Below are 23,527 nucleotides of genomic sequence, written 5' to 3'. Positions count from 1 at the left end.
ATGTTTACCCAGTCGAACGGATAGGTCAATGTCATCAGTCCCGTGACACGGCGGCGCGGCGGTAGGCGCGGAGCGCCGGATAGCCGAACACGACGAGACCGCCGACGGCCCACAGCACCGTCTTGACGAGGCTGTCGGTCACCGGACCGCCGATCGCCAGGGCGCGCATGGTGTCGATCGCGCACGTCATCGGCTGATTCGCGACGAGCGGCTGCAGGACCCCGGGGTAGGCGCTGACCGGGGAGAACCCGGAGTTGAAGAACATGAACAGGCTCGCGACCAGCGAGAGGATCGGTACGAGCGGGATGTTCGACGACGACAGAGCGAGTGCGAGCACGATCGTGAAGAACGCGGCCCCGTAGAGAAGCGCCACCGCGAAGATGCCCAGCGCGGGCACGACGCCCTGGTTGAACCGCCACCCGATGATCATCCCGAACAGGGTCAGGATCACCGTTCCGACCAGAATGCGCATGAGCTCGGCCGCGATCCGGGAGCTGAAATCGGCCCCGCGGTGGACGGGCAGGACATAGAGCCGGGTCAGCAGGCCGGACTTGCGCTCGGTCGTCAGCCGCACACCGCCGGCCATGGAACCGAACATCGCTCCGACGAGCACCACCAGAGGCACGGTGCCGAACGCACTGTTCTGGCCGGTCGCCTGACCGATGGCGTCGCCGAGGACGACCTTGAACATGATCATGCTCAGGGCCGGGAACAGCAGGGTCTGCAAGAGGGTGACCCGGTCCCGCAGGACGACGAGGGTCTGTCGCCCGGTGAGGATGCCGGTGTGGGTGAACCACGCGCGCAGCCCGCGTTCGCTGTGGCGGCCCACCTCGGGGAAGCGCGTGACCATCAGGTCGCCCGTGCCCGTGCCCGACGTTCGCTTGACGACGGCGACGTCGGTCCGATCGACCGGCTCGGCGTCGGGACGCATCGGATGCAGGCGGGTCGTGGGCGCATCGTCGACGGCGGTCGCGCCGCGGTCGCGCACGGGGATCCTGGTGGTCGGCCGATCGGCGTGATCCGGTGCGAGAACGGTCCACGGACCCACGACCGCACGGATCGACCCGGTGCCCGGGAAGAGCACCTGCCGTCCCGGCGTCATGTCGGTACGGCGGGTCTCGGTGTCGTCGGGGTCGACCGACCTGCGCGAGACCGGTCGGTTCTCCGACCGCCACCAGTGGTCGTGGTCGGTCTGTCCCGGCGATCGGTGACGCGGCCGACGCGGGAGACGGGTGGTGGGTTCGTCGCCCGACGGCGTACCGGTGATCTCCCAGTTCATCGGCGCGCACCCCGCACGATCACGTAGGCGCCGCCCGCGACGGCGAGGACCGCGACACTGCCGGCCCAGATGAGCGGTGCCTGCGCGACATCCCAGGTGACGCGGCCGTTGTCGAATGCCCGCATCAACTCGGTGAACTGCGAGATCGGCTGGTTGCGCGCGAACGGACGGATCCACTCGGGGAACGACGCCTCGGGCACGAATCCGGTCGAGAGCATGCCGAGGATGAGCTGGGGGAGTGCCAGCGCCTGACTTGTGGCCTCCGGGTTGCTGGCGACGACGCCGATCGCGTCGGCCCCGAGCGCGAGCAACAGGCCGACGACGAACGCGACGCCGAGGAAACCGGCCATGTAGATCAGCCCGTGTTCGGGTCGCCACCCGATGACGAGTCCCGAGACGACCGCCCAGAACAACGAGATGACCAACAGGATCGCGTTGGCGACCAGGCGCGCCAACATCGGGATCACCGCGTTGACCGGCATGCTGCGCAGTCGGTCGGTGATGCCGGCGCTGCCGTCGGTGGCGGCGCGCATCGCCGCCGACGTCGCCACGAAACCCACCGATTGCAAAAGGATGACCGGCATCAGGAACTGTGCATAGTTGACGCCGGGAAAAGCGTCGAAAATGCTGCGCAACGGCACGTAGAAACAAATGGTCAACATCACCGGGGCGACGATTCCCAGCACGAACTCGCCCTGACGGAGCATCCCGCGCAGTGATCGTTCGGTGAGGGCGAGCGTCTGGCCCACCGGGTTGATCGTCCCGGCCGCGAGCCCCCCGATCACCAGCGGCCGTGGGGCCGTGGTCGTCACCGCGCCTCCTCGTGTTCCGAGGCGACCCCCGCGGGTGTCGGGGCGTCGGTGTCGGTCGGGGCGGTGAGCTTGAGGAAGACGTCGTCGAGGGACGGACGCCGCAGCCCGACATCCGACAACTCGATCTCGGCGTCGTCGAGCCGCCGGACGATCTCGACGAGCGTCGAGGTGCCGCGGACCGCGGGGACGGTCAACGCGGTGCCACCCGAGGCGCTGCGGATCTGGTCGCGGGGGACGAGATCGGCGAGCAGTTCGGTGATCTTCTCGATGTCGTCGGGATAGCTGGGGATGACCTCGCAGAAGGTCCCGCTGACGCGTTCCTTCAGCTCGTCGGCGGTGCCCTCGGCGATCACCCGTCCTTTGTCGATCACCACGATGTTGTCGCTGAGGAGGTCGGCCTCCTCGAGGTACTGGGTGGTCAGCAGCGTGGTGATGCCCAGGTCACGGAGGTTGGTGACGATGTTCCACACGTCCTGACGGCTGCGCGGGTCGAGTCCGGTGGTCGGTTCGTCGAGGAACACCACCTCGGGTCGCACGACGAGTCCGCAGGCGATGTCGATGCGTCGGCGCATGCCGCCGGAGAACTTGCCGACCCGCCGCCCGGCCGCCTCGGTGAGGTTGAACGCCTCGAGCAGTTCCGCCGCGCGCAGTCGTGCCGCCTTCTTGTCCAGGCCCATCAGCCTCCCGAAGAGCACGAGGTTCTCCTGGCCGGTCAGGGACTCGTCGAGGGCCGCGAACTGGCCGGTCAACATGATCGATCGACGTACCTGGGCGCGGTCGTGCACCACGTCGTGACCGGCGATGCGCGCCGACCCGGCGTCGGGGATCAGCAGGGTGGCCAGCATGTTCACCGTCGTGGTCTTGCCCGCACCGTTGGGTCCGAGCAGTCCGAGCACCGTCCCCGGGGCGACCTCGAACGACACGCCGTCCACGGCGGTGAAGTCGCCGAACCGCTTCACGAGACCGTCGGCGACGACACTGGGCCGCGTCCCCGAGTGATCCGTGCCGCCGGCCGCGATCCATCCACCGGACTGGCTGCCCTGCATCTGTGGTCCTGTCGTCGGGGGAGTGGGGAACGCGGGGTCGACGGCGTCCCGTGGGCCGGCCACCCGCCGACCCGGTGGCGAGTGTATTCGTCCGGCGAACGTGGTCCGTGCGTTCGGCGCGGTGTGTAACGCTCCGTGACATTTCGCCGATATCGAAATCGGAAAAAGAAAGTGTTGACCGATTAGTTTTGGGTCGTGGGATTACCGGTACGCTTTTATCGGCCCGCGCACGGAGATCGACGACCGTGATGTGTGAGCACCGACGACCGGTGATCGGACTCGCGGCGGAGGAATGGGAGAGCAACGTGGCGATGCAGCTTCGTTCGCAGAAGACGAGTACCAGCGGCCGCGTCCGTGTGGGCCAGATCGACGACACGCGCACCCTGGGCCAGCTCGTCGGCGCAGCCGCCGCGATCGCCCCGGGACAGCCGGCGATCTGCAAGCCCGGTCTCACCATCACCTTCGGTCAGCTGGCCACCTCGGCGTTCGGCGCCGTCGGCGCGATGTCGGGTGGGGACGTCATCGACGACTCCGCCCTGACCGTCGCCCTCATGATGAACGTGCCCGGCCTCGCCCTGTCGGGTCCGACCGGCCTGGCCGCTACATTGATCTCGTTGCGTGTGCAGGCGTCGGTGGCCCTCGCGGGTGCCGAGCGCGCCTGAGCCCGACCGGGGTCACCCGACACCGCCCGATCCACGAACCTTTCACCGCGCCCGGTGCGCGGGTCGAGACCAGACAGAGAGTGGGACCGCACCGATGAGCAATCCCTTCGACGACGAGAACGGCCGCTTCTTCGTGCTGGTGAACGCGGAGAACCAGCACTCCCTGTGGCCCACCTTCGTCGACATCCCCGCGGGCTGGGACAAGGTGTTCGGCGAGGCCTCGCGCGCGGAGTGCCTCGACTACGTCAACGAACACTGGACCGATCTGCGCCCCAAGAGCCTGATCGAGGCCATGGAGGCCGATTCCGCCCGGTGATCTGAGGTGCCGGCACCCCTCGCGGGGGGTCGACACGCCCGCCCAAGGACACGATTCACCGTCGAATGTGACACGGATCACCTGTCAATGTAACGAGATCGACATCGATCTCGGACACGAAAGCGCTGCTGAGAGCACCTTTTGTGGAGAACCACCAGCGTTCACCGTTCCACTCTGTAACGAAACGGATACCCAAACGACCCCTACCACCCGTTACTGTGTCTCTACACCAAGCACGGTGACCGGGAATCAGGGGTTCAGCATGGCATTCGCAGCAGTTCGGTCGGGGGGAACGACCATGGAACATGATCTCGACGAGGCGCGCGGCGTCGCAGCCTCGGATCTGATCGGCACGGTTCGTCGGATCGCGGAGTCCGCCCCCACTCGGGTCGTGTGCCGCTACAACTACCGGTCGCTGAACTACCGGGAACTCGACGCCGCCATCGAACTGATGGTGCCGGTCACGCGCAGCCAGCAGATGGACGACCGTGCCGCCGTCGTGGCCGCTGTCTTCGCCGGTATGCCCGCCCTGTCCACCGAGCGCGATCCCGCCACCGTCGCCTCCGTCGTCGACGGTACCTTCGCCCGCATCATGCAGGATCTCGCCGAGCTCGAGATCGCTGCCGCCGCAACGCCCGTCCGCACCATGCGGACCAGTGAGATCGACCTGCGGGGTATTGCCAGCAGGCTTGCCGGCGCCTGAGCGCCCGGCCCCTTTCGCGGCTCCGTTCCGGGGTCGCCTGTACTCCATCGTCCGTTCATGCTCGTGTAGCATCGGAAGTCGTTTTGTCATCGTGAATGTTGGCATCACGACCCGCGATGTGAGGTCGAGAAGTCGGCGAAATCGCCCGTCCGCGTCAGGCGTGTCACCATGCCCGGCGAGGTGCGTTGGTGAAACCATCGTGAGGTGATGCGGATGAAGGTCCGCAGTCATCGCCGGTGGATGTCACGGCGGACTTCGGACGGGATCGGAGCACGAGAATCTTGGTTGCGGGTGGCTCCGACGGTCGGGCGCAGGTGCCGGCAGGCGCGTTCGAGCTCTCGGCGGCCCAGCGGGGGATCTGGTTCGCCCAGCAGGCACTCGGCTCCATCCCGATCAACATCGCCGAATACGTGGACCTCTTCGGTCCGGTCGATGCCGAGGCCCTGACCGCGGCGTCCAATGTCGCCGGCCGCGAGGCCGGATCCGGGTTCCTCCGTCTCGTCGACACCGGCGACGTACCGATGCAGGTCGTCGAGTCCGACCACGACGACTCGATATCCTGGCTCGACTTCTCCGATCATCCCGATGCGGTCGACCGTGCGCTGGAGTGGATGCGCGCCGAGTACAGCCGCCCGATCGACGTCCTCACCGACCGGCTGACCGTCAGCGCCCTCATCCGTGTCGGTCCCGATCGTCACTTCTGGTACTGGCGCGCCCACCACATCGCCACCGACGGGTTCGCCGCCACCGCGATGCTCTCCAGGGTGGCCGCCATCTACTCCGCGCGGCTCGGTGGTGGCGAGCCACCGGCCTGGCGCGGCGCATCGTTGACCGACCTGGTCGAGGGGGAGCGGACCTATCGCGACTCCTCACGTTTCGACAACGATCGCGCGTACTGGGCCGAACGCAACGAGGGACTCCCGGGCGCGGTGTCGCTGGCGGCGCGTCGTGAACCGCCCGGAGCCTTCTCCCGCCTGGCGTCGGTCGAGCTCCGGGGCCGTGTCGGTGAGCTCGTCGACGCCGCGGCGGCGGAGTCCTCGGGGAGCGCGGCGCCGGCCGTCATCGCCGCGTTCGCGACCTACCTGTCGCGGATGACCGACACCGACGACGTGGTGCTGAGCCTGCCGGTGTCGGCGCGCAACACCGCGAAGCTGCGGCTGGCGGCGGGCATGGTCTCCAACGTCGTGCCGCTGCGCATCGGGGTGTCCGACGAGGTGTCCGTCGGTCGGTTGATCACCGACGCCCAGACCGCGCTGACCGGCGCACTGCGCCGTCAGCTGTACCGCCATGAGGACATGCGCCGCGACATCGGTCAGGGCACCGGTGAACGGGGACTCTTCGGACCGTCGGTCAACCTCATGATGTTCCAGTCCGAGGTCGCCCTCGGCGACACCGTCGGACAGATGCACGTCCTCACGACCGGGCCGGTCGAGGACCTCGCGGTCAACATCTACCCCGGTGCCGACGGCAACGCCCTGCGCCTCGATCTCGAGGCCAACCCCCGCCTGTACTCCGACGACGACCTGCGACGCCACCTCGACCGGTTCGTCGACCTCGTCGAGCGGATGCTCGGCAGCGACCGCGCGACGCCGGTCGGCGAGATCACCGTCGGCTCGGCGGGCGAGATCGCGATGATCACCGACGAGTGGAATGCGACCGACCATCCGGTCGAGTCCGACGTGCTCGGCGACATCTGGCGCCGTCAGGCGCAGACGACCCCCGACGCACCGGCCCTGCACTTCGGTGAGCGGACACGGTCGTACGCCGAGTTCGGCGCCGACGTCGCCCGCCTCGCCCGTCACCTGATCACGCTGGGAATCGGCCCCGACCGCCACGTCGCGATCGCCATGCGACGATCCTTCGACCTCTTCGTCGCGGTCCACGCGGTGCTCGAGGCCGGCGGCGCGTACGTCCCGCTCGATCTCGACAGCCCCGGCGGGCGACAGGCCGCGGTCCTGCGCGGGAGCGCGGCATCGGTCGTGCTCACCACGCGCACAGATGATTTCGTCCTCCCTGACGGTCTGTCGGAGATCCCGACCGTCGTCGAGGTCGACGCGGTCGATCTCGACGATCACGCCGGCACGCCGCTGTCACCCGACGAGCGCAACGGCGTGCTGCACCCCGACAACACCGCCTACGTCATCTACACCTCCGGTTCCACCGGCGCACCGAAGGGTGTCGCGGTGAGCCACCGGGCGATCGTGAACCGACTGCGGTGGATGCAGGGGGAGTACCCGCTCACCGCCGACGACGTCGTCCTGCACAAGACGCCGGTCACCTTCGACGTGTCGGTGTGGGAACTGTTGTGGGCCCTACAGGTCGGTGCCTCGGTGGCGATCGCCGTGCCCGACGGGCACCGCGACCCCGAGTACCTCGCCGGTCTCATCGCCGACCGTGGTGTCACCGCGCTGCACTTCGTGCCGTCGATGCTGGCGTTGTTCGTCGAGTCGGCGCCCGCGCAGTCGCTGAGGAGTCTGCGCGCGGTGTTCGCGAGCGGCGAGGCGCTCACGCCGTCGATCGCCGGGCGACTCGCGGCCATCACCGATGCCGCGCTGCACAATCTCTACGGCCCCACCGAGGCCGCCGTCGACGTCACCTACCACCGACACACCGCCGACGACGTCGACTCGGTCCCCATCGGCCGACCCGTGTGGAACACCCGGGTGTGGGTGCTCGACCGCGCGCTGCGTCCGGTGCCCGTCGGTGCGGTCGGGGAGTTGTATCTCGGTGGCGTGCAACTGGCCCGGGGATACGTCGGTGACCCGGTGCAGACCTCCGGACGATTCGTGGCGTGCCCGTTCGAGCCGGGTCCCGCGCGGATGTACCGGACCGGCGACCTCGTCCGCTGGACACCCGACGGTTCACTGGACTACGTGGGCCGCAGCGACTTCCAGGTGAAGGTCCGCGGTCTGCGGATCGAACTGGGCGAGATCGAGTCGGCCGTGCTCGGCGCCCCCGGGGTCCGCGAGACCGTCGTGACGGTCCACCAGAGCGCCCAGGGACAGCGTCTGGTCGCCTACGTGGTCCCCGCGGTGGGACAGACCGTCGACACCGCGACCGTCGTCGGGGCCGTCCGTGCCCGCGTGCCCGCCTACATGGTCCCCGACGCCGTCGTCACGCTCGACGAGATGCCACTGGGCGCCAGTGGCAAGGTCGACCGGAAAGCGTTGCCCGAACCCGACTTCTCGGCGCACGCGGCGCCGTTCCGGGCGCCGACCACCGACGTCGAGCGCGCGGTGGTGGGTCTCGTCGAAGACCTGCTGGGACGTGACGGGGTCGGCCTCGATGACTCGTTCTTCGGGCTCGGCGGCGACAGCATCATGTCGATCCAGCTCGTCTCGCGCGCCCGTGCCGCCGGACTGCACTTCACCTCCCGACAGGTGTTCGAGCACAAGACGATCGGTGATCTCGCCGCGGTCGTCCGGACCGACGACGATGCCGTCACGGCCGTGGAACTTCCCGGCGGGGCGGTCGGCGAGGTCGACCTGACACCGATCGTGCGGTCGATGATCGAGATCCCGGAATCGGTCGGCCCCTTCGCCCAGTCGGTCGAGGTGCCGCTGCCCGAGCCGTACGATCCCGACACCCTGCAGGTGGCGGTGCGCGCGGTCATCGACCGGCACGACATCCTGCGGTCACGGTTGTCGGTCGACGACGAGGGTCGATGGCACCACGTCGTCGACGAGGCGACCGACCGGTCCGAGATGCCCGACATCACCACCGTCGACGTGATGGCCGAGCCCGGTGGTGCCGCGTTCGCCGCGGGCGTCGATGCGGCCGTCCGTGCGGCGACCGAGGCCCTCGACCCGGCGGCCGGGCGGGTCGCGCAGTTCATCCTGATGCAGTCCCACACGGCCGGATCCGACACGGGCGCACGGCGTCTGGTCATCGTGCTGCACCACCTCGTCGTCGACGGCGTGTCGTGGCGCATCCTGCTGCCCGACCTCGCGACCGCGTGGGCCCAGCACAGCGCGGGGGCGGTCGTCGACCTCGCGCCGGTGGGCACCTCCATGCGACGGTGGGCGCGCGGGATGACCGACCTCGCCGCGACACCGGCGATCCGGGCCGAGCTCGCGCACTGGCGTGAGGTCACCGCGGGCCCCAACGCGGTACAGCTGCCGCTGGATCCGCGACAGCATGTCGTCGCCACGCTGCAGCGGCGCGAACTCCACCTGACCCCGGAACTCACCGAGACCCTGCTGACGCGGGTCCCACAGGCCTTCCATGCCGGTGTGAACGACGGCCTGCTGGCGGCGCTGGCGTTGGCGGTCTCCGCGTGGCGGGACCCCGATTCCGCCGCCGGGCGACGATTCCTCGTCAGCATGGAGGCGCACGGCCGCGAGGAGGAGCTGCTGGCCGGCTCGGACCTGTCGCGCACCGTCGGCTGGTTCACCACCGTCTATCCCGTCGCGCTGGACCTCACCGGGGTCGACGTCGCGGCCGCGCTCTCCGGTGGCCAGGCCGCCGGGGTGGCCGTCAAGACGGTCAAGGAACAGCTCGCCTCCGTTCCGCGCCGCGGGGTCGGGTACGGCGTGCTGCGTCACCTCGACGCGGAGGGTGCGCAGGTGCTCGCGGCAGCGCCCGAACCCTCCATCAGCGTCAACTACCTCGGCCGCCTCGCCGGGACAGGCGCGGCGGGCCCATGGACACCCGAGGGCGATCAGGCGTTGCGCGGATGCCGCGGCGCGAACGTGCCCGTGCGCCATGCGCTCGACATCAACGCATCGGTCGTCGAGACCGCCGCAGGACCCCAGCTGCGCGCCACCCTCGACCACCCCGACGGTGTGCTGACCGACGAGGAGGCCGATGAGCTCGCCGACCTCTGGCACCGCGCACTCGAGGCCGTCGCACGTCACGCGGCGTCGGCAGACGCGGGCGGGTTCACACCGTCGGACCTCGATCTCGTCTCGCTCACCCAGGCCGACGTCGATTCGGTCGAGGCGCACTACGACGTCGTCGACGTGTGGCCGTTGGCGCCCCTGCAGACCGGACTCCTGTTCCACTCGGAGCTGTCGGTCGGTTCGGTCGACCTCTACACCGCGCAGATGGTTCTCGAGCTCACCGGCGTCGACGTCGACCGGATGCGCCGCAGCGCACAGGCACTCGTCGATCGTCATCCCACACTGCGCACCGCGTTCGTCACCGCCGCCGACGGGACCCCGGTCTCGGTGGTCGTCGCCTCGGCGCCGGTCGCGTTCGCCGTCCACGACCTCTCCGCCGCCGGCGACGACGCCCCGTCCCGCGCCGCCGAGGTCGCGCACACCGATCGGGTCACCGCCTTCGACATGTCGGCGCCGCCGCTGCTGCGGTTCGCGTTGATCGCCTTCGGCGACAACCGTTTCCGCATGATCGCGACGAACCACCACATCCTGCTCGACGGCTGGTCGATGCCGGTGTTCATGAGCGATCTGTTCACCCTCTACGCCGCGGGTGGCGAGGCGACGACCCTGCCCGCACCGCCGGCCTACCGCACCTACCTGTCGTGGCTGGCGGCGCAGGACACCGCGGCGTCGATCGCGGCGTGGTCGACGGCGCTCGGCGGTCTCGACGAACCGACATTGCTCGTCGGCGACGGCGACCGCGGTGTGCACGGTACCGAGGTGTCCGAGATCCCCGGGCGCGTCGAGGTTCTCGTCGCCGCCGAGGTCACCGATCGCCTCACCGAACACGCCCGCGAGACCGGCATCACCTTCAACACCATGCTCCAGGTGAGCTGGGCGATCGTCCTTGCCCGACTGGTGGGACGCGACGACATCGTGTTCGGCACCACGGTCTCCGGCCGTCCGCCCGAGGTGCCCGGCGTCGAGACCATGCTCGGACTGTTCATCAACACCGTCCCCGTGCGCGTCACGATGCACGACTCCGACGACGTCGCCGCCCTGTGCAAGCGGGTCGCCCACGAGCAGGCCGACCTCCTCGACCACCACACCGCCGGGCTCGCCGACATCACCGCCGCCGCCGATCTCGACGTCCTCTTCGACACGATGATGGTCTACGAGTCGTATCCTCTCGACCGCGAGGCGCTGGCCGCCGCGGCATCGGTGGACGGGATGACCGTCACCGACGCCGACGTCGTCGACGCGACGCACTACCCGCTGACCGTCATCGCGATCACCGACCCGGATCTACGGCTGTCGGTGAAGTACCTGCCGTCGATGATCGACGCCGAGCGCGCGTCGGAGATCCTCGCGATGCTCACCTCGGTGCTCGAGCAGATCGCCCACGACCGCGAGATGCGGGTGGTCGACGTCGACGTCCTCGACGGTGACACCCGTACCCGACTCCTGCAGCAGGCCGGCAACGTCGATCGCCTCCCCGCGCCCACCCCGCTGCCCGACCTCCTGGCCGCCGCGGCCTCCGCCGGTGGTGACCGCGATGCCGTCGTGTCCCCGGCGGGCTCGATCACCTACGCCGAGCTGGACCGTCGCTCCGATGCGCTCGCGCGTCACCTGATCTCGCAGGGGATCGGCACCGAGCAGATCGTGGCGCTCGGCATGAACCGCTCGGTCGAGTTCGTCCTGGGACTGTGGGCGGTCGCCAAGACCGGCGCCGCGTACCTGCCCGTCGACATGCGCTACCCGACGGCGCGCATCGAACACATGCTCACCGATTCCGGTGCGGTGTACGGCCTGTCGACCTCGACGTGGCACGACGTGCGCCCGACGACGGTGGAGTGGCTCGACATCGACGTCCCCGGCGTCACGGACGCGAGTGCGTCGGCACCTGTGCGCGATGCCGACCGTCTGCGTCCGGTGTCGGTCGGCAACCTCGCCTACATGATCTACACGTCGGGCACCACCGGACTGCCGAAGGGCGTCGCGGTCACCCACGGTGGACTGGCCGCGCTGATGGCCGAACAGTCCGAACGCTTCGTCCTCACACCGTCGTCGCGCACCCTCCACTTCGCGTCACCGAGCTTCGACGCCTCGGTGCTGGAGATGCTGCTGGCCCTGGCCCACGGATCGACCATGGTGATCGCGCCGTCGGAGATCTACGGCGGCGAGGAACTGCACGACCTGCTCGCCGAATACGGCGTCACCCACGGTTTCGTCACCCCGGCCGCCCTGGCGTCGGTCGACCCCGGCGGCCTCGACGAGTTCGAGACCGTCGTCGTCGGCGGCGAGGCCTGCCCGCCCGAGCTCGTGGCGCGGTGGGCTCCGGGTCGACGCATGTTCAACGGCTACGGACCCACCGAGGCAACGTGTTTCGCCGACATCGCCGGGCCGATGGTGCCCGGTCGCGACATCACCATCGGACGTCCCGTCCGCGGCCTCACCTCGCTCGTGCTCGACCGTCGACTGCAGCCGGTCGCCGAAGGGGTCGACGGTGAGCTCTACCTCTCGGGTCCCGCCGTCGCACGCGGTTACCATCGGCGCCCGGGACTGACCGCCGACCGGTTCGTCGCGAACCCGCACGGCGGCCCCGGCGACCGGATGTACCGCACCGGCGACGTCGTGCGGTGGGTACGCACCGACGCCGGCCTCGAGGTGTTCTACGTGGGCCGCCGCGACTTCCAGGTCAAGATCCGCGGGTTCCGCATCGAGCTGGGCGAGATCGACGCCGCGCTGGCCGCACACCCCGACATCACGTTCGCCACCACCGTCGGCACCGCGCTGCCCTCGGGCGCAACCGCTCTCGTCTCCTACGTCGTCCCCGCGGCCGGCGCCGAGGGTGTCACCGCCGCCTCGCTGAAGGACTTCGTGGCCGGCCGGCTCGCGCCGCACATGGTCCCGTCGATCATCGTCACCCTCGACACCATCCCGCTCACCCGCACCGGCAAACTCGACCGCGCGGCCCTGCCCGCACCCGACCTGACCGAGATGGCCGCCGAATCGGTCGAGCCCCGAACCGATCTCGAGCGGACGCTGGCCGAGATCGTCGCCGACGTCGTCGGGTTGCCCGCGGTCGGTGTCACCGACTCGTTCTTCGACGTCGGCGGCAACTCGCTGCTGGCGACCAAGGCCGCCGCGCGGATCGGATCGGCGGTCGGTCGTCGGGTCGCGGTCCGCGAACTGTTCGACCACCCGACCGTCGCCGCGCTCGCCGACCATCTCGGCGACGAGGGTGCGACCGTCGCGACCCCGGGATCGGGTTCCCCGGCATCCGAGGGGCTCCCGGCCCTGCGTCCCGGTCTCGCGTCGGCACGCCCGGTCCTGTCGCCGACCCAGCAACAGATGTGGCTGCTGAACCGGATCGATCCGCGCAGCGCCGCCTACAACATCGCCATGGTGGTGCACCTGCGTGGACCCCTGGACCGACCGGCGTTGACCGCGGCCGCGCGCGACGTCGTCGGACGGCACAGCACGCTGCGCACCATCTTCCCCGAGACCGCCACCGGGCCGTACCAGGACGTGCGCGACGCCGACGAGGTCGAGATCGACCTGACCGCCCAGCCGGTCACCGCCGACTCGGTCGAGGCCGCCGTCACCGGTGCCGCGACAACCGGATTCGATCTCACCTGCGAGTTCCCGGTGCGGTTCGCGCTGTTCGAGGTCGCGCCCGACGACGTCCACGTGGTCGTGGTCGTCCACCACATCAGCGCCGACGGCTCCTCGATGGCACCGCTCGCACGCGACGTGATGACGGCCTACGCCGCGCGCGCCGACGGCGACGAGCCTGCCTGGGCGGCTCTGCCGGTGCAGTACGTCGATTACGCGGCGTGGTTCCGCGCGTCACTCGGTGACACCGGCGACCCCGGGTCGACGGCGGCACGCTCGATCGAGTTCTGGCGCACCACCTTGGCGGGCAGCCCCGAGATCATCGACCTCCCGCTCGACCGCCCGCGGCCGCCGACGCGGAGCCTGCGCGGCGACATCGTGCACTTCGACATCGACGAGGCGACGTACACCCGGGTCGCCGCGGTCGCCCGCGACACCGGCACATCGGTGTTCATGGTCGTCCATGCGGCGCTCACGGCGATGTTGGCGCGCACCACCGGCAGCGACGACGTCGTCATCGGCACCCCCGTCGCCGGTCGCGGTGTCCCCGAGATCGCCGACGTCGTCGGCGTCTTCGTCAACAGCGTGCCGCTGCGGGTCATCGTCGACGAGGCCGCGACGGTGGGGGACTTCCTCACCCGCGTCCGCACCGTCGACCTCGATGCCCTCGACCACGCCGAGCTGCCCTTCGAGGCCGTCGTCGACGCGCTCGGTCGTCCTCGGACCGCCGCGTACTCCCCGGTTTTCCAGGTGCTGCTGTCGTTCCAGAACACCGAACCGGTGCGGTTCTCCCTCGCCGGTCTCGACGCCGAGATCAACGCCGACAGCCTCACCGGCACAGCGCAGTTCGACCTCGCGGTCAACCTCTCCGAGGTGGAGGCCGCCGACGGGTCGGGTGTGGCCGCCCTGGCCGGATCCCTCACCTTCGCGACCGACCTGTTCGACACGTCGACCGCCCGGACCCTCGCCGACCGGTTCACCTCGACCCTGCGGTCGATGGTCGCCGACACCGAGGCAACCGTCGCCGACATCGACATCTGGGGCGTGAGCGCGCCCGCGATCGAGGCACCCGCCCTCGAGATCTTCACTCCTGCACCGCCGGTCGCGGTCACGCCCGATCGCGGCGACCTGCTCGACCTCATCGGCCGCGCGGCGAGCGCCGAGCCGGCCACGGTCGCCGTCGAGCACGAGTCGGGCCGCTACACCTTCGCCGACATCGCCGAGCGCCTCGTGCCGCTGGCGCCGATGGCCGCGGGCGGGCTGAGCCCCGACGCGGTGCTGTCGGTGGCGCTGTCGACGATGATCCCGGCGGCCGCCGCTGCCGCTCCGGGATCGGGCGGCAGCCTCGTCGAGCTGATCGACGAGGTGCACACCGCCGCACGCAGGGCCGCAGGAGGTGCCACCGCGCCCGCGACGCAGGAGTCGACGTGGTCCCCGGACTCGGCGGACACGCTCGCATCGATCTTCGCCGATCGCGTCCGGGAGACACCCGACGCGATCGCCCTGACCGTGGGTGCCCAGACCGTGGGTGCCCAGACCGTGGGTGCCCAGACCGTGGGTGCTCAGTCGCTCAGCTACGCCGACCTCGCGGCCCGGTCGAATCAACTGGCGCGGCACCTGATCTCGATCGGTGTGGGCCCCGACGTCACCGTCGGACTCGCGATCGGCCGCAGTGTCGACCTGCTCGTGGGCATGTACGCCGTGGTCGCCGCCGGCGGTGCCTACGTGCCCATCGATCTCGAGCACCCCTCGGCCCGCATCGCGCACATCCTGCGCACCGCACGTCCGGCGTGTGTGCTGACCGTCTCCGACGCGCCGCTGCCCGCCGAGGCGCTCGCTCTCGACGTCGACGCACCGGCGTTCGAGATCCCCGCGATCACGCTCGACACAATCGATCTGGGGTCGCTGCCGGCCACGCCGATCGCCGACGCCGAGCGCACATCGCCGCTGCGCGCCGACAACGTCGCGTACGTCATCTTCACCTCCGGTTCGACCGGCATGCCCAAGGGTGTGGCGGTCAGCCATCGCGCGATCGTCAACCGCCTGCGCTGGATGCAGGACCGCTACCGGCTCACCACCGACGACGTCGTCGTGCAAAAGACCCCCGCGACCTTCGACGTGTCGGTGTGGGAGTTCTTCTGGCCGTTGCAGATCGGTGCGCGTCTGGTCGTCGCCGAACCCGGCGGCCACCGCGACGTCGCCTACCTGACCGGTCTGATCGCCGCCGAGTCGATCACCACCATCCACTTCGTGCCCTCGATGCTGGGGGTCTTCGTCGCCGGGACCGACCCCGCGTCGCTGGGGTCGCTGCGGCTGGTCTTCACCAGCGGTGAGGCACTGGGAGCCGACGTCGCGCGCGTTATGAGCGAGACCTCGTCGGCCGAGATCCACAATCTCTATGGCCCCACCGAGGCCGCCGTGGACGTCACCCACCACCAGTGGGTTCCCGCCGACGAGGTCACCGTCCCGATCGGCGTGCCCGTCGCCAACACCCGCGTCGCGGTCCTCGACCGCCGTCTGCGTCCGGTACCGGCGGGGGTGGCCGGTGAGCTGTACCTGCTCGGCGCGCAGCTGGCGCGTGGGTATCTCGGCCGCGCCGACCTGTCCGCAGACAGGTTCCTGGCCGCGCCCGCCGCGATCGCCGCGGCGTCCGGCGAACGCATGTACCGCACCGGCGACCTCGTGCGGATGCGGTCCGACGGCGAGCTGGACTACCTGGGACGCACCGATTTCCAGGTGAAGCTGCACGGCCTGCGCATCGAGCTCGGGGAGATCGAGACGGCGTTGACCGCGCTCGACTCCGTCACGTCCGCCGCGGTCCTCGTGGTCGAACACCGTGTCGGCGCCCGGCTCGTCGGATACGTCGTCCCCGCCCCGGGCACGGTCGTCGACGTCGAGGCGACCCGCGACGCGCTGGCGACCGTGCTCCCGGAGTACATGGTGCCCGCGGTCCTCGTGTCCGTACCCGAGATGCCGGTCAACGCCAACGGCAAGCTCGACCGGACGGCACTCGCGCAGATCGAGATCCCCGACACTGACGACGCCGAGTACGTGGCGCCGACCGACCCGGTCGAGGAGATCGTCGCCGGACTGTTCGGCGACATGCTCGGCGTCGACCGCGTCAGCACCGTGCGCTCGTTCTTCGAACTGGGCGGCAACTCCCTGATGGCCGCGCAGCTCTCGGTGCGCGTCCACGACACCCTCGGTGTCGCCATCGGCATCCGCGACCTGTTCGAGGCCCAGACCGTCGCGCAGCTCGCCCGCCTGATCACGCAGCGACGCGACTCGGGTGAGTCCGGGTCGGCGATGGTCGCCCGCTTCCGGCCGATCGTTCGTGACGAGTCCCTGCCCGTGCCACTGTCGTTGGCGCAGCAGCGACTGTGGTTCATCAACACCTACGACCCGACCTCGGGCGCCTACAACATCCCGTTGACGTTCGTGTTCACCGGTGACCTCGACATCGACGCACTGAGCGCCGCGCTCGTCGACCTCGTCGACCGTCAGCGTGTGCTGCGCACGATCTACCCCTCCACGGCCGACGGTCCGCACCAGGTCGTCGTCCCCACCATCGACGCCCTGCCGCCGGTGCGGCTCGACTCGATCCGCCGCGACGAGCTGTGGGCTCGTCTACGCGAGTTCGCAGGACCGGGTTTCGACGTGACGACCACCGTCCCGGTGCGGACCGCGCTGTGGCGCCTCAACGAGGACCGGCCCGACGAGGCGCCCGAGCACATCCTGGTGTTCGTCATCCACCACATCGCTGCCGACGGGTTGTCGATGCAACCGCTCGCGGCCGACCTGCTGGGCTCCTACGAGGCCCGGCTGCACGGCGAACGGCCCTTGCTCGCCCCGCTGTCCGCGCACTACACCGACTTCGCGATCTGGCAGTCCGCGACGTTCGGCGACGAGACCGACCCCGACTCGATCGCCGCGCGGCAACTCGAGCACTGGCGCACCGTGCTCGCCGACGCCCCCGAGATCACCGGCATCCCCACCGACCGCCCACGAGGCCAGAGCCGCACCGGTATCGGCGCCACCGAGGTGTTCGAGCTGTCGCCGGAACTGCACCGCGCGATCGTCGCGACCGCCAACTCCCACGGGGTCTCGCGGTTCATGGTGTTCCACGCCGCCCTCGCCGCGCTGCTCGCGCGCCACAGCGGCGACACCGACATCGTGGTCGGCGCACCGATCGGCGGTCGTGGCAGCCCGGAACTCGACGCACTGGTCGGCATGTTCGTCAACACCCTGGCGCTACGGCTCGAGGTCGACCCGGCGATGACGGTCGCCGACCTGTTGATCGCGGCGCGTGACACCGACCTCGACGCGTTCGGGCACAGCGACGTCCCGTTCGAGCGTGTCGTCGATGCCCTCGCCCCGACGCGGACCGCCTCGCACACGCCGATCTTCCAGGTCGTGATCGGCGTGAATGGTGCCGCGGCAACCACTCTCGACATCGACGGCCTCGGGGTGGCGCTGGGCTCGATCGACACCGAGTACAGCAAGTTCGACCTCACGATCGATCTCGGCGAACAGTTCACCGACGACGGCGCCCCCGCCGGGGTCACCGGCTTCGTGGGCTACGCGACCGACATCTTCGACGCGGACACCGCCGCCACGTTGGGCGCGCGTCTCACCGCCATCCTCACGGGCTTCGTCGATGCCGACGCCGCGGATCGACCGGTCGGGGAGATGCCGATCATGACCGGTGTCGAGCGCGCGGAGGTCACCCCCGTACGCGGCCGGCCCGCACCGCCGCTGCGCCTGCTCTCGGAGATCCTCGACGACGCCGCGCGTGTCGACCCCGACGCCACGGCACTGGTGTGCGGCGAGGAGTCGATGTCCTATCGCGAACTCGACGAGCGCTCCAACCGGATCGCCCGCGAGCTCATCGATCGTGGCCTCGGAACCGAGGACGTGGTGGCCCTGGCCATCGGGCGCAGCATCTCCTCGGTGCTCGGCGTGTGGGGTGTGGTGCGCAGCGGCGCCGCGTTCGTGCCCGTCGACCCGAACTACCCGGCCGACCGCGTCGCCCACATGCTCACCGATTCCGGTGCGCGACTGGTGATCACGAGGGCCGCCGACGGTGGCCTCGTGCTCCCCGACGGTGTCGCGTCGATCGACATCGACGACCCCGCCGTCGACCGGCACGACGATGCGCCGATCCGACCCGAGGAACTGCTGCGCACCCCGCGGCCGGAGAACTGCGCGTACATCATCTACACCTCGGGGACCACCGGGAAGCCCAAGGGCGCCGAGCTCACCCACCGGGGGATGGCGCCGTACGCCGCCGAGATCGCCGACCGGTACCGCATCACCCCCGCCTCGCGGACCCTGCACGTCGCGTCGCCGAGCTTCGACGCCTCGGTTCTCGAGCTGCTGCTGGCCACCTCTGTCGGGGCGACGATGGTCATCGTCCCCACCACGGTCTACGGCGGCGAGGAACTCCACGACCTGTTGGCCCGCGAGCGCGTCACGCACGCCTTCATCACCCCGGCCGCGCTGGCGTCGGTGAACCCCGAGGGGTTGCCCGACTTCACCGAGATCGCCGTCGGCGGTGAGGCCGTGCCTGCGGAGTTGTTCGCGCGCTGGGCACCCGGCCGCAACGTCTACAACGGCTACGGTCCGACCGAGGCCACCATCATGACCAACATCAGCGCGCCGGTGGTCCCCGGCGAGCAGATCACCATCGGCGGTCCGATCACCGGCGTCAGCGCACTGGTGCTCGACGCACGGTTGCAGCCGGTGCCCGTCGGTGTCCCGGGCGAGCTCTACGTCAGCGGACCGGGAGTCGCCCGCGCCTACCACGACCGCCCCGGACTCACCGCCGAGCGATTCGTGGCCAACCCGGCCGAACCGGGTGAGCGGATGTACCGCACCGGCGACGTCGTGCGGTGGGTGCGCACGGCCGACCGTGGGCTCGAGATCGTCTATCTGTCGCGGTCGGATCACCAGGTGAAGGTCCGCGGGTTCCGCATCGAGCTCGGCGAGATCGACTCCGTCCTCGCCGCGCACCCGGCGGTCGAGTTCGCCGCCACGCTCGGCGTCGACGGACCGGGCGGTGGCACGGCGCTGGCGAGTTACGTGACGCTCGTGGCGGGTTCGACGGTCGGACCGAGCGACCTGACGTCGTACGCCGCGCGGTTCCTGCCGCAGTACATGGTGCCCAGCGCGGTGACCGTTCTCGACGAGGTCCCGCTGACGCCGACCGGGAAGCTCGACCGACGGGTCCTCCCGACGCCGGAGTTCATCGCGGCCGCCACCTCGGCCCGTGACCCCGAGACGCCGCTGGAACGCGCGATCGCCCACGCCTTCGCCGAGGTCCTCGACCTCGACCGCGTCGGCGCCGACGACTCGTTCTTCGACCTCGGCGGCAACTCGCTGGCCGCCACCCGTGTCATCGCGCGCATCAACGAGAACCTCGACGTGCGTCTGGGCGTGCGTGTCCTCTTCGAGTCGTCGACGGTCGCCGACCTCGCCGCCGCGGTCGCCGCACTGGACACCGCCGACGGCATCACCGCCCTCCCGCTCACCGCGGGCCCCCGCCCCGACCGGGTCCCGCTGTCGCTCGCGCAGCAGCGGATGTGGTTCCTCAACCGCCTCAACCCCGATGTCGCCGACTACAACATCCCCCTCGGACTCCGGCTGCGCGGCACGCTCGACCTCGACGCGTTGCACGCCGCGCTGGCCGATCTGCTGGCCCGTCAGGAGATCCTGCGGACGGTCTACCCCGACTCCGACGACGAACCGTTCCAGCGGGTCCTCGGTGTCGACGAGTACACCCCCGACCTGGAGATCATCGACGTCGCCGGCGAGGACGACCTGCTCGCCGCGGCACTCGCGACCGCCTCGGCCGGGTTCGACGTCACCGCGGCACCGCCGTTGCGCGCCTGCCTGTTCCGCCTGTCCGACGACGACCACGTGCTGCTCCTGGTGATCCACCACATCGCCGCCGACGGATCGTCGCTGGTGCCGCTGGCGACCGATCTGATGTCGGCCTACACCGCTCGGGCCGCCGGGGACCGTCCGCACCTGCGCCCGCTGTCGGTGCAGTACGCCGACTACGCCATCTGGCAGCGCGCGGTGATGGGTGACGAGAACGACCCGGAATCGTCGGCGAGCAGGCAGATCGCGTTCTGGCGCGAGCATCTCGCCGGCCTGCCGGAGCTGCTGGCGATCCCCACCGATCGGCCCCGCACCGACCGCCGTTCCATCGAGGGCGGCGAGGTCACCTTCACCGTCGGTGCCGAACTCCAGCAACGGCTCTCGCAGCTCGCGCGCGAGCACGATGCCACCATGTTCATGGTCCTGCACGCCGCGTACGCGGCCCTGCTGTCGAGGATGTCGGGCACCGGCGACGTCGCCGTCGGCACACCCATCGCCGGTCGCACCGCCTCGGCGACCGAGGGACTCGTCGGCATGTTCGTCAACACGCTGGTGTTGCGCACGACGGTGCCGAGCTCGGCGACCTTCGTCGAATCCCTCGCTGCGTCACGACAGTCCGACCTCGCCGCGTTCGGCAACGCCGACCTGCCGTTCGAACAGGTGGTGGAGGTCCTCGCCCCCGCCCGGTCGCGCAAGTACGCCCCGCTGGTGCAGGCGACACTGACGATGCAGAACATCGAGGTCCCGACCGTCACCCTCCCCGGCCTCGAGGTCAGTGCGCTCGACCTGCCGATCCGGGTCGCCAAGTCCGATCTCGGCCTGACCATCTCGGAGAGTTTCGGCGCCGACGGTCGTGGCCGCGGTATCGACGCGGTCCTCGACTTCACCGTCGACATCTTCGACCACGCGACCGTGGAGGCCATGGCCGAGCGGTTCCTCACCATCCTCGCCGCCGTCGCCGACGACGAGAACGTCGTCATCGGTGACATCGACATCCTCACCGAGACCGAACGCAACCAGCTCGCGGATTCCAGCACCGGTGAGCCGGTGTCGACCGACCTCCGGCCCGTCGACACCGATGCCCGTTCCCTCGACCAGCTGCTGGCGACCGCCGCGCGCATCAACCCCGACGGGATCGCGCTGTCGCACAACGGTGTCGACGTCACCTACGGGGCACTGCAGGCGAAGTCGGCCGAGATGGCGGCGACGCTGGGCTCGGTCGGGATCGGACCCGAGGCCGCGGTCACCGTGGCGCTGTCGACGCTGCTGCCCGGGCTGCTCGACGACGGCTCCGGTGGCGCCTTCGCGCAGCGGTTCTCCGGCATGCTCGCCGCGGTCATCGCCGAGTCGGGGCAGGCCCCGGCCGAGGACAACCTGACCCTCGTCGACCTGTTCGTCGAACAGGTCGGCCGTACGCCCGATGCACCCGCCCTGCGTTTCGCGCCCGTCGGGTCCGCGCCGCAGGAACTCACCTACGCCGAGTTCGCCGACCGTGTGCACCGGCTGACGCGTCATCTCATCGACGCCGGCGTCGGCCCCGACGTCCATGTGGCACTGGCGATGCGACGATCGATCGACCTCCTGGTGGGGATGTACGCGATCGTCGATGCCGGTGGTGCCTACGTGCCGATCGATCTCGACCACCCCGCCGACCGGATCGCCTACATCCTCGACAGCGCCGACCCGCTGATGGTGCTCACCACCACCGCCGACGGAGTCGCGGAGATGATGGGCGACGGTGTCGACGGGCGGACCGTTCTCGCCGTCGACACCCTCGACCTGTCCGGGGTGTCCGGCGCGGTGGTCACCGATGCCGACCGCCGCCGACCGTTGCACGCCGACAACACCGCATACGTGATCTACACCAGCGGGTCCACCGGGCGGCCCAAGGGCGTCGCGATCACCCACCGCGCCATCGTGAACCGGCTGCGGTGGATGCAGGCCGAGTACCCGATGGACGCCACCGACGCCGTCCTGCAGAAGACGCCGGCTACCTTCGACGTGTCGGTGTGGGAGTTCTTCTGGCCGCTGCAGGTCGGCGCCCGACTCGTCATCGCCGCACCCGACGCCCACCGCGATCCCGCCGAGGTCGCCCGCATCATCGCCGAGAACGACGTCACCGTGGCGCATTTCGTGCCGTCGATGCTGTCGGCGTTCACCGCCGCTCTCGGTGACCGCGAGCGTGGTGACCGCAGGCTCGCGTCGTTGCGCCGCGTGTTCGCCAGTGGCGAGGCGCTGCCCCCGACCGTCGCGGCCCGGCTCGCCGCACTCACCTCGATCTCGGTCGACAACCTCTACGGACCGACCGAGGCGGCGGTCGACGTCACCTACCACCATTACTCCGCGGCCGACGTCGAGACCGTCCCGATCGGCCGTCCGGTCGCCAACACCGGCGTCCACGTCCTCGACGAACGTCTGCGCCCGGTCCCGCCCAGCGTCGCCGGCGAGCTGTACATCACCGGTGTGCAACTGGCCCGCGCCTACGTCGGCCGCCCCGACCTCACCGCCGACCGCTTCGTCGCCGACATCACCTCGGCGACCGGCGAACGGATGTACCGCACCGGCGATCTCGTGCGTCGACGTCCCGACGGCGAGATCGATTACATCGGCCGCACCGACTTCCAGGTGAAGCTGCGCGGACTCCGTATCGAGCTGACCGAGATCGAGGCGGCCCTCCTCGACGACCTGCAGATCTCCGACGCCGTCGCGGTGGTGGTGGACGCGGCCGGCGACCAGCAACTCGTGGCCTACGTCGTCGGATCCGGGGGAGCGCAGCCGGACGTGGCGGAGGTCTCCGCGGCCCTGCGCAGACGCCTGCCCGCGTACATGGTGCCCGCGGCGATCATCGTGCTGCCGCACTTCCCGCTCACCCCCAACGGCAAACTCGACCGCCGTGCGCTCCCGGTACCCGACTTCGCCTCCACCGAGGTCGCCTACGTCGAGCCGAGCACCGACGCGCAGCGCGCCGTGGCGCAGGTGTTCGCCGACATCGCCCGCCGCGACCGCGTCGGGGCGAACGACTCGTTCTTCGACATCGGCGGCACCTCGCTCGGCGCCACCCGGGTGGCGGCACGGGTGCAGGCCGCGCTCGGTGTGTCGGTCGGCGTGCGCGACGTCTTCGATCACCCGACCGTCGCCGAACTCGCCGCCGCGATCGGCGGCCGCGACTCCGATGTCACGCGTCCGGCGCTCGTCGCCCGCCCCCGCCCCGATCACATCCCGCTGTCGCCGGCACAGGCCCGCATGTGGTTCATCAACCAGTTCGACACCTCGTCACCGGCCTACAACCTGCCGCTGCCCCTGCGTCTGACCGGAACCCTCGATCTCGCCGCGTTGCGTGCGGCGGTCGGCGACGTCCTCGAACGGCACGAGTCGCTGCGCACCACCCA

The 23,527-nt window shown here is 70.2% G+C and carries 7 protein-coding genes (1 of these 7 only partly in view); 4 read left to right on the top strand and 3 right to left on the bottom strand.

Annotated elements, in window-relative coordinates:
• Positions 1 to 34: 34 nt before the first annotated feature.
• Genes ASG12_RS17820 through ASG12_RS17810 form a run of 3 tightly spaced genes read right to left on the bottom strand, consistent with a single transcriptional unit; the run spans position 35 to position 3,137 of the window.
• On the bottom strand, positions 35 to 1,279 hold the full coding sequence (locus tag ASG12_RS17820) for an ABC transporter permease (RefSeq protein ID WP_327197959.1): 1,245 nt from the start codon (positions 1,277 to 1,279) through the stop codon (positions 35 to 37).
• Complete coding sequence (locus ASG12_RS17815) at positions 1,276 to 2,091, bottom strand: ABC transporter permease (protein WP_235457474.1); 816 nt, start codon at positions 2,089 to 2,091, stop codon at positions 1,276 to 1,278. The genes ASG12_RS17820 and ASG12_RS17815 overlap by 4 nt, the downstream gene beginning before the upstream one ends.
• A complete protein-coding gene (locus tag ASG12_RS17810) occupies positions 2,088 to 3,137 on the bottom strand; it encodes an ATP-binding cassette domain-containing protein (protein ID WP_082502132.1) in 1,050 nt (349 codons plus the stop codon). The genes ASG12_RS17815 and ASG12_RS17810 overlap by 4 nt, the downstream gene beginning before the upstream one ends.
• A gap of 269 nt (positions 3,138 to 3,406) precedes the next feature.
• On the opposite strand from ASG12_RS17810, the gene ASG12_RS17805 reads away from it, so the two are divergent.
• The 4 genes from ASG12_RS17805 to ASG12_RS17790 form a co-directional block, all read left to right on the top strand.
• Positions 3,407 to 3,799: a hypothetical protein gene (locus ASG12_RS17805; RefSeq protein ID WP_156378168.1), complete on the top strand. Its 393-nt coding sequence runs from the start codon at positions 3,407 to 3,409 to the stop codon at positions 3,797 to 3,799.
• A 94-nt stretch (positions 3,800 to 3,893) separates the two neighbouring features.
• Positions 3,894 to 4,115 (top strand): MbtH family protein, encoded by a 222-nt coding sequence (locus tag ASG12_RS17800; RefSeq protein ID WP_055792581.1) that lies wholly within the window; start codon positions 3,894 to 3,896, stop codon positions 4,113 to 4,115.
• A gap of 298 nt (positions 4,116 to 4,413) precedes the next feature.
• Positions 4,414 to 4,818 (top strand): hypothetical protein, encoded by a 405-nt coding sequence (locus ASG12_RS17795; protein ID WP_055792578.1) that lies wholly within the window; start codon positions 4,414 to 4,416, stop codon positions 4,816 to 4,818.
• A gap of 314 nt (positions 4,819 to 5,132) precedes the next feature.
• Positions 5,133 to 23,527 carry the 5' portion of a non-ribosomal peptide synthetase gene (locus ASG12_RS17790; protein ID WP_082502131.1) on the top strand. It continues 15,700 nt past the right edge of the window, so only the first 18,395 of its 34,095 coding nucleotides appear in the window; its start codon is at positions 5,133 to 5,135; its stop codon lies beyond the right edge, outside the window.

Source organism: Williamsia sp. Leaf354 (assembly GCF_001424365.1).
In the GTDB taxonomy this organism is placed as follows: domain Bacteria; phylum Actinomycetota; class Actinomycetes; order Mycobacteriales; family Mycobacteriaceae; genus Williamsia_A.
The sequence above is the reverse complement of the archived record's forward strand: the minus strand, read 5'-3'. Positions and strand labels throughout refer to the sequence as shown.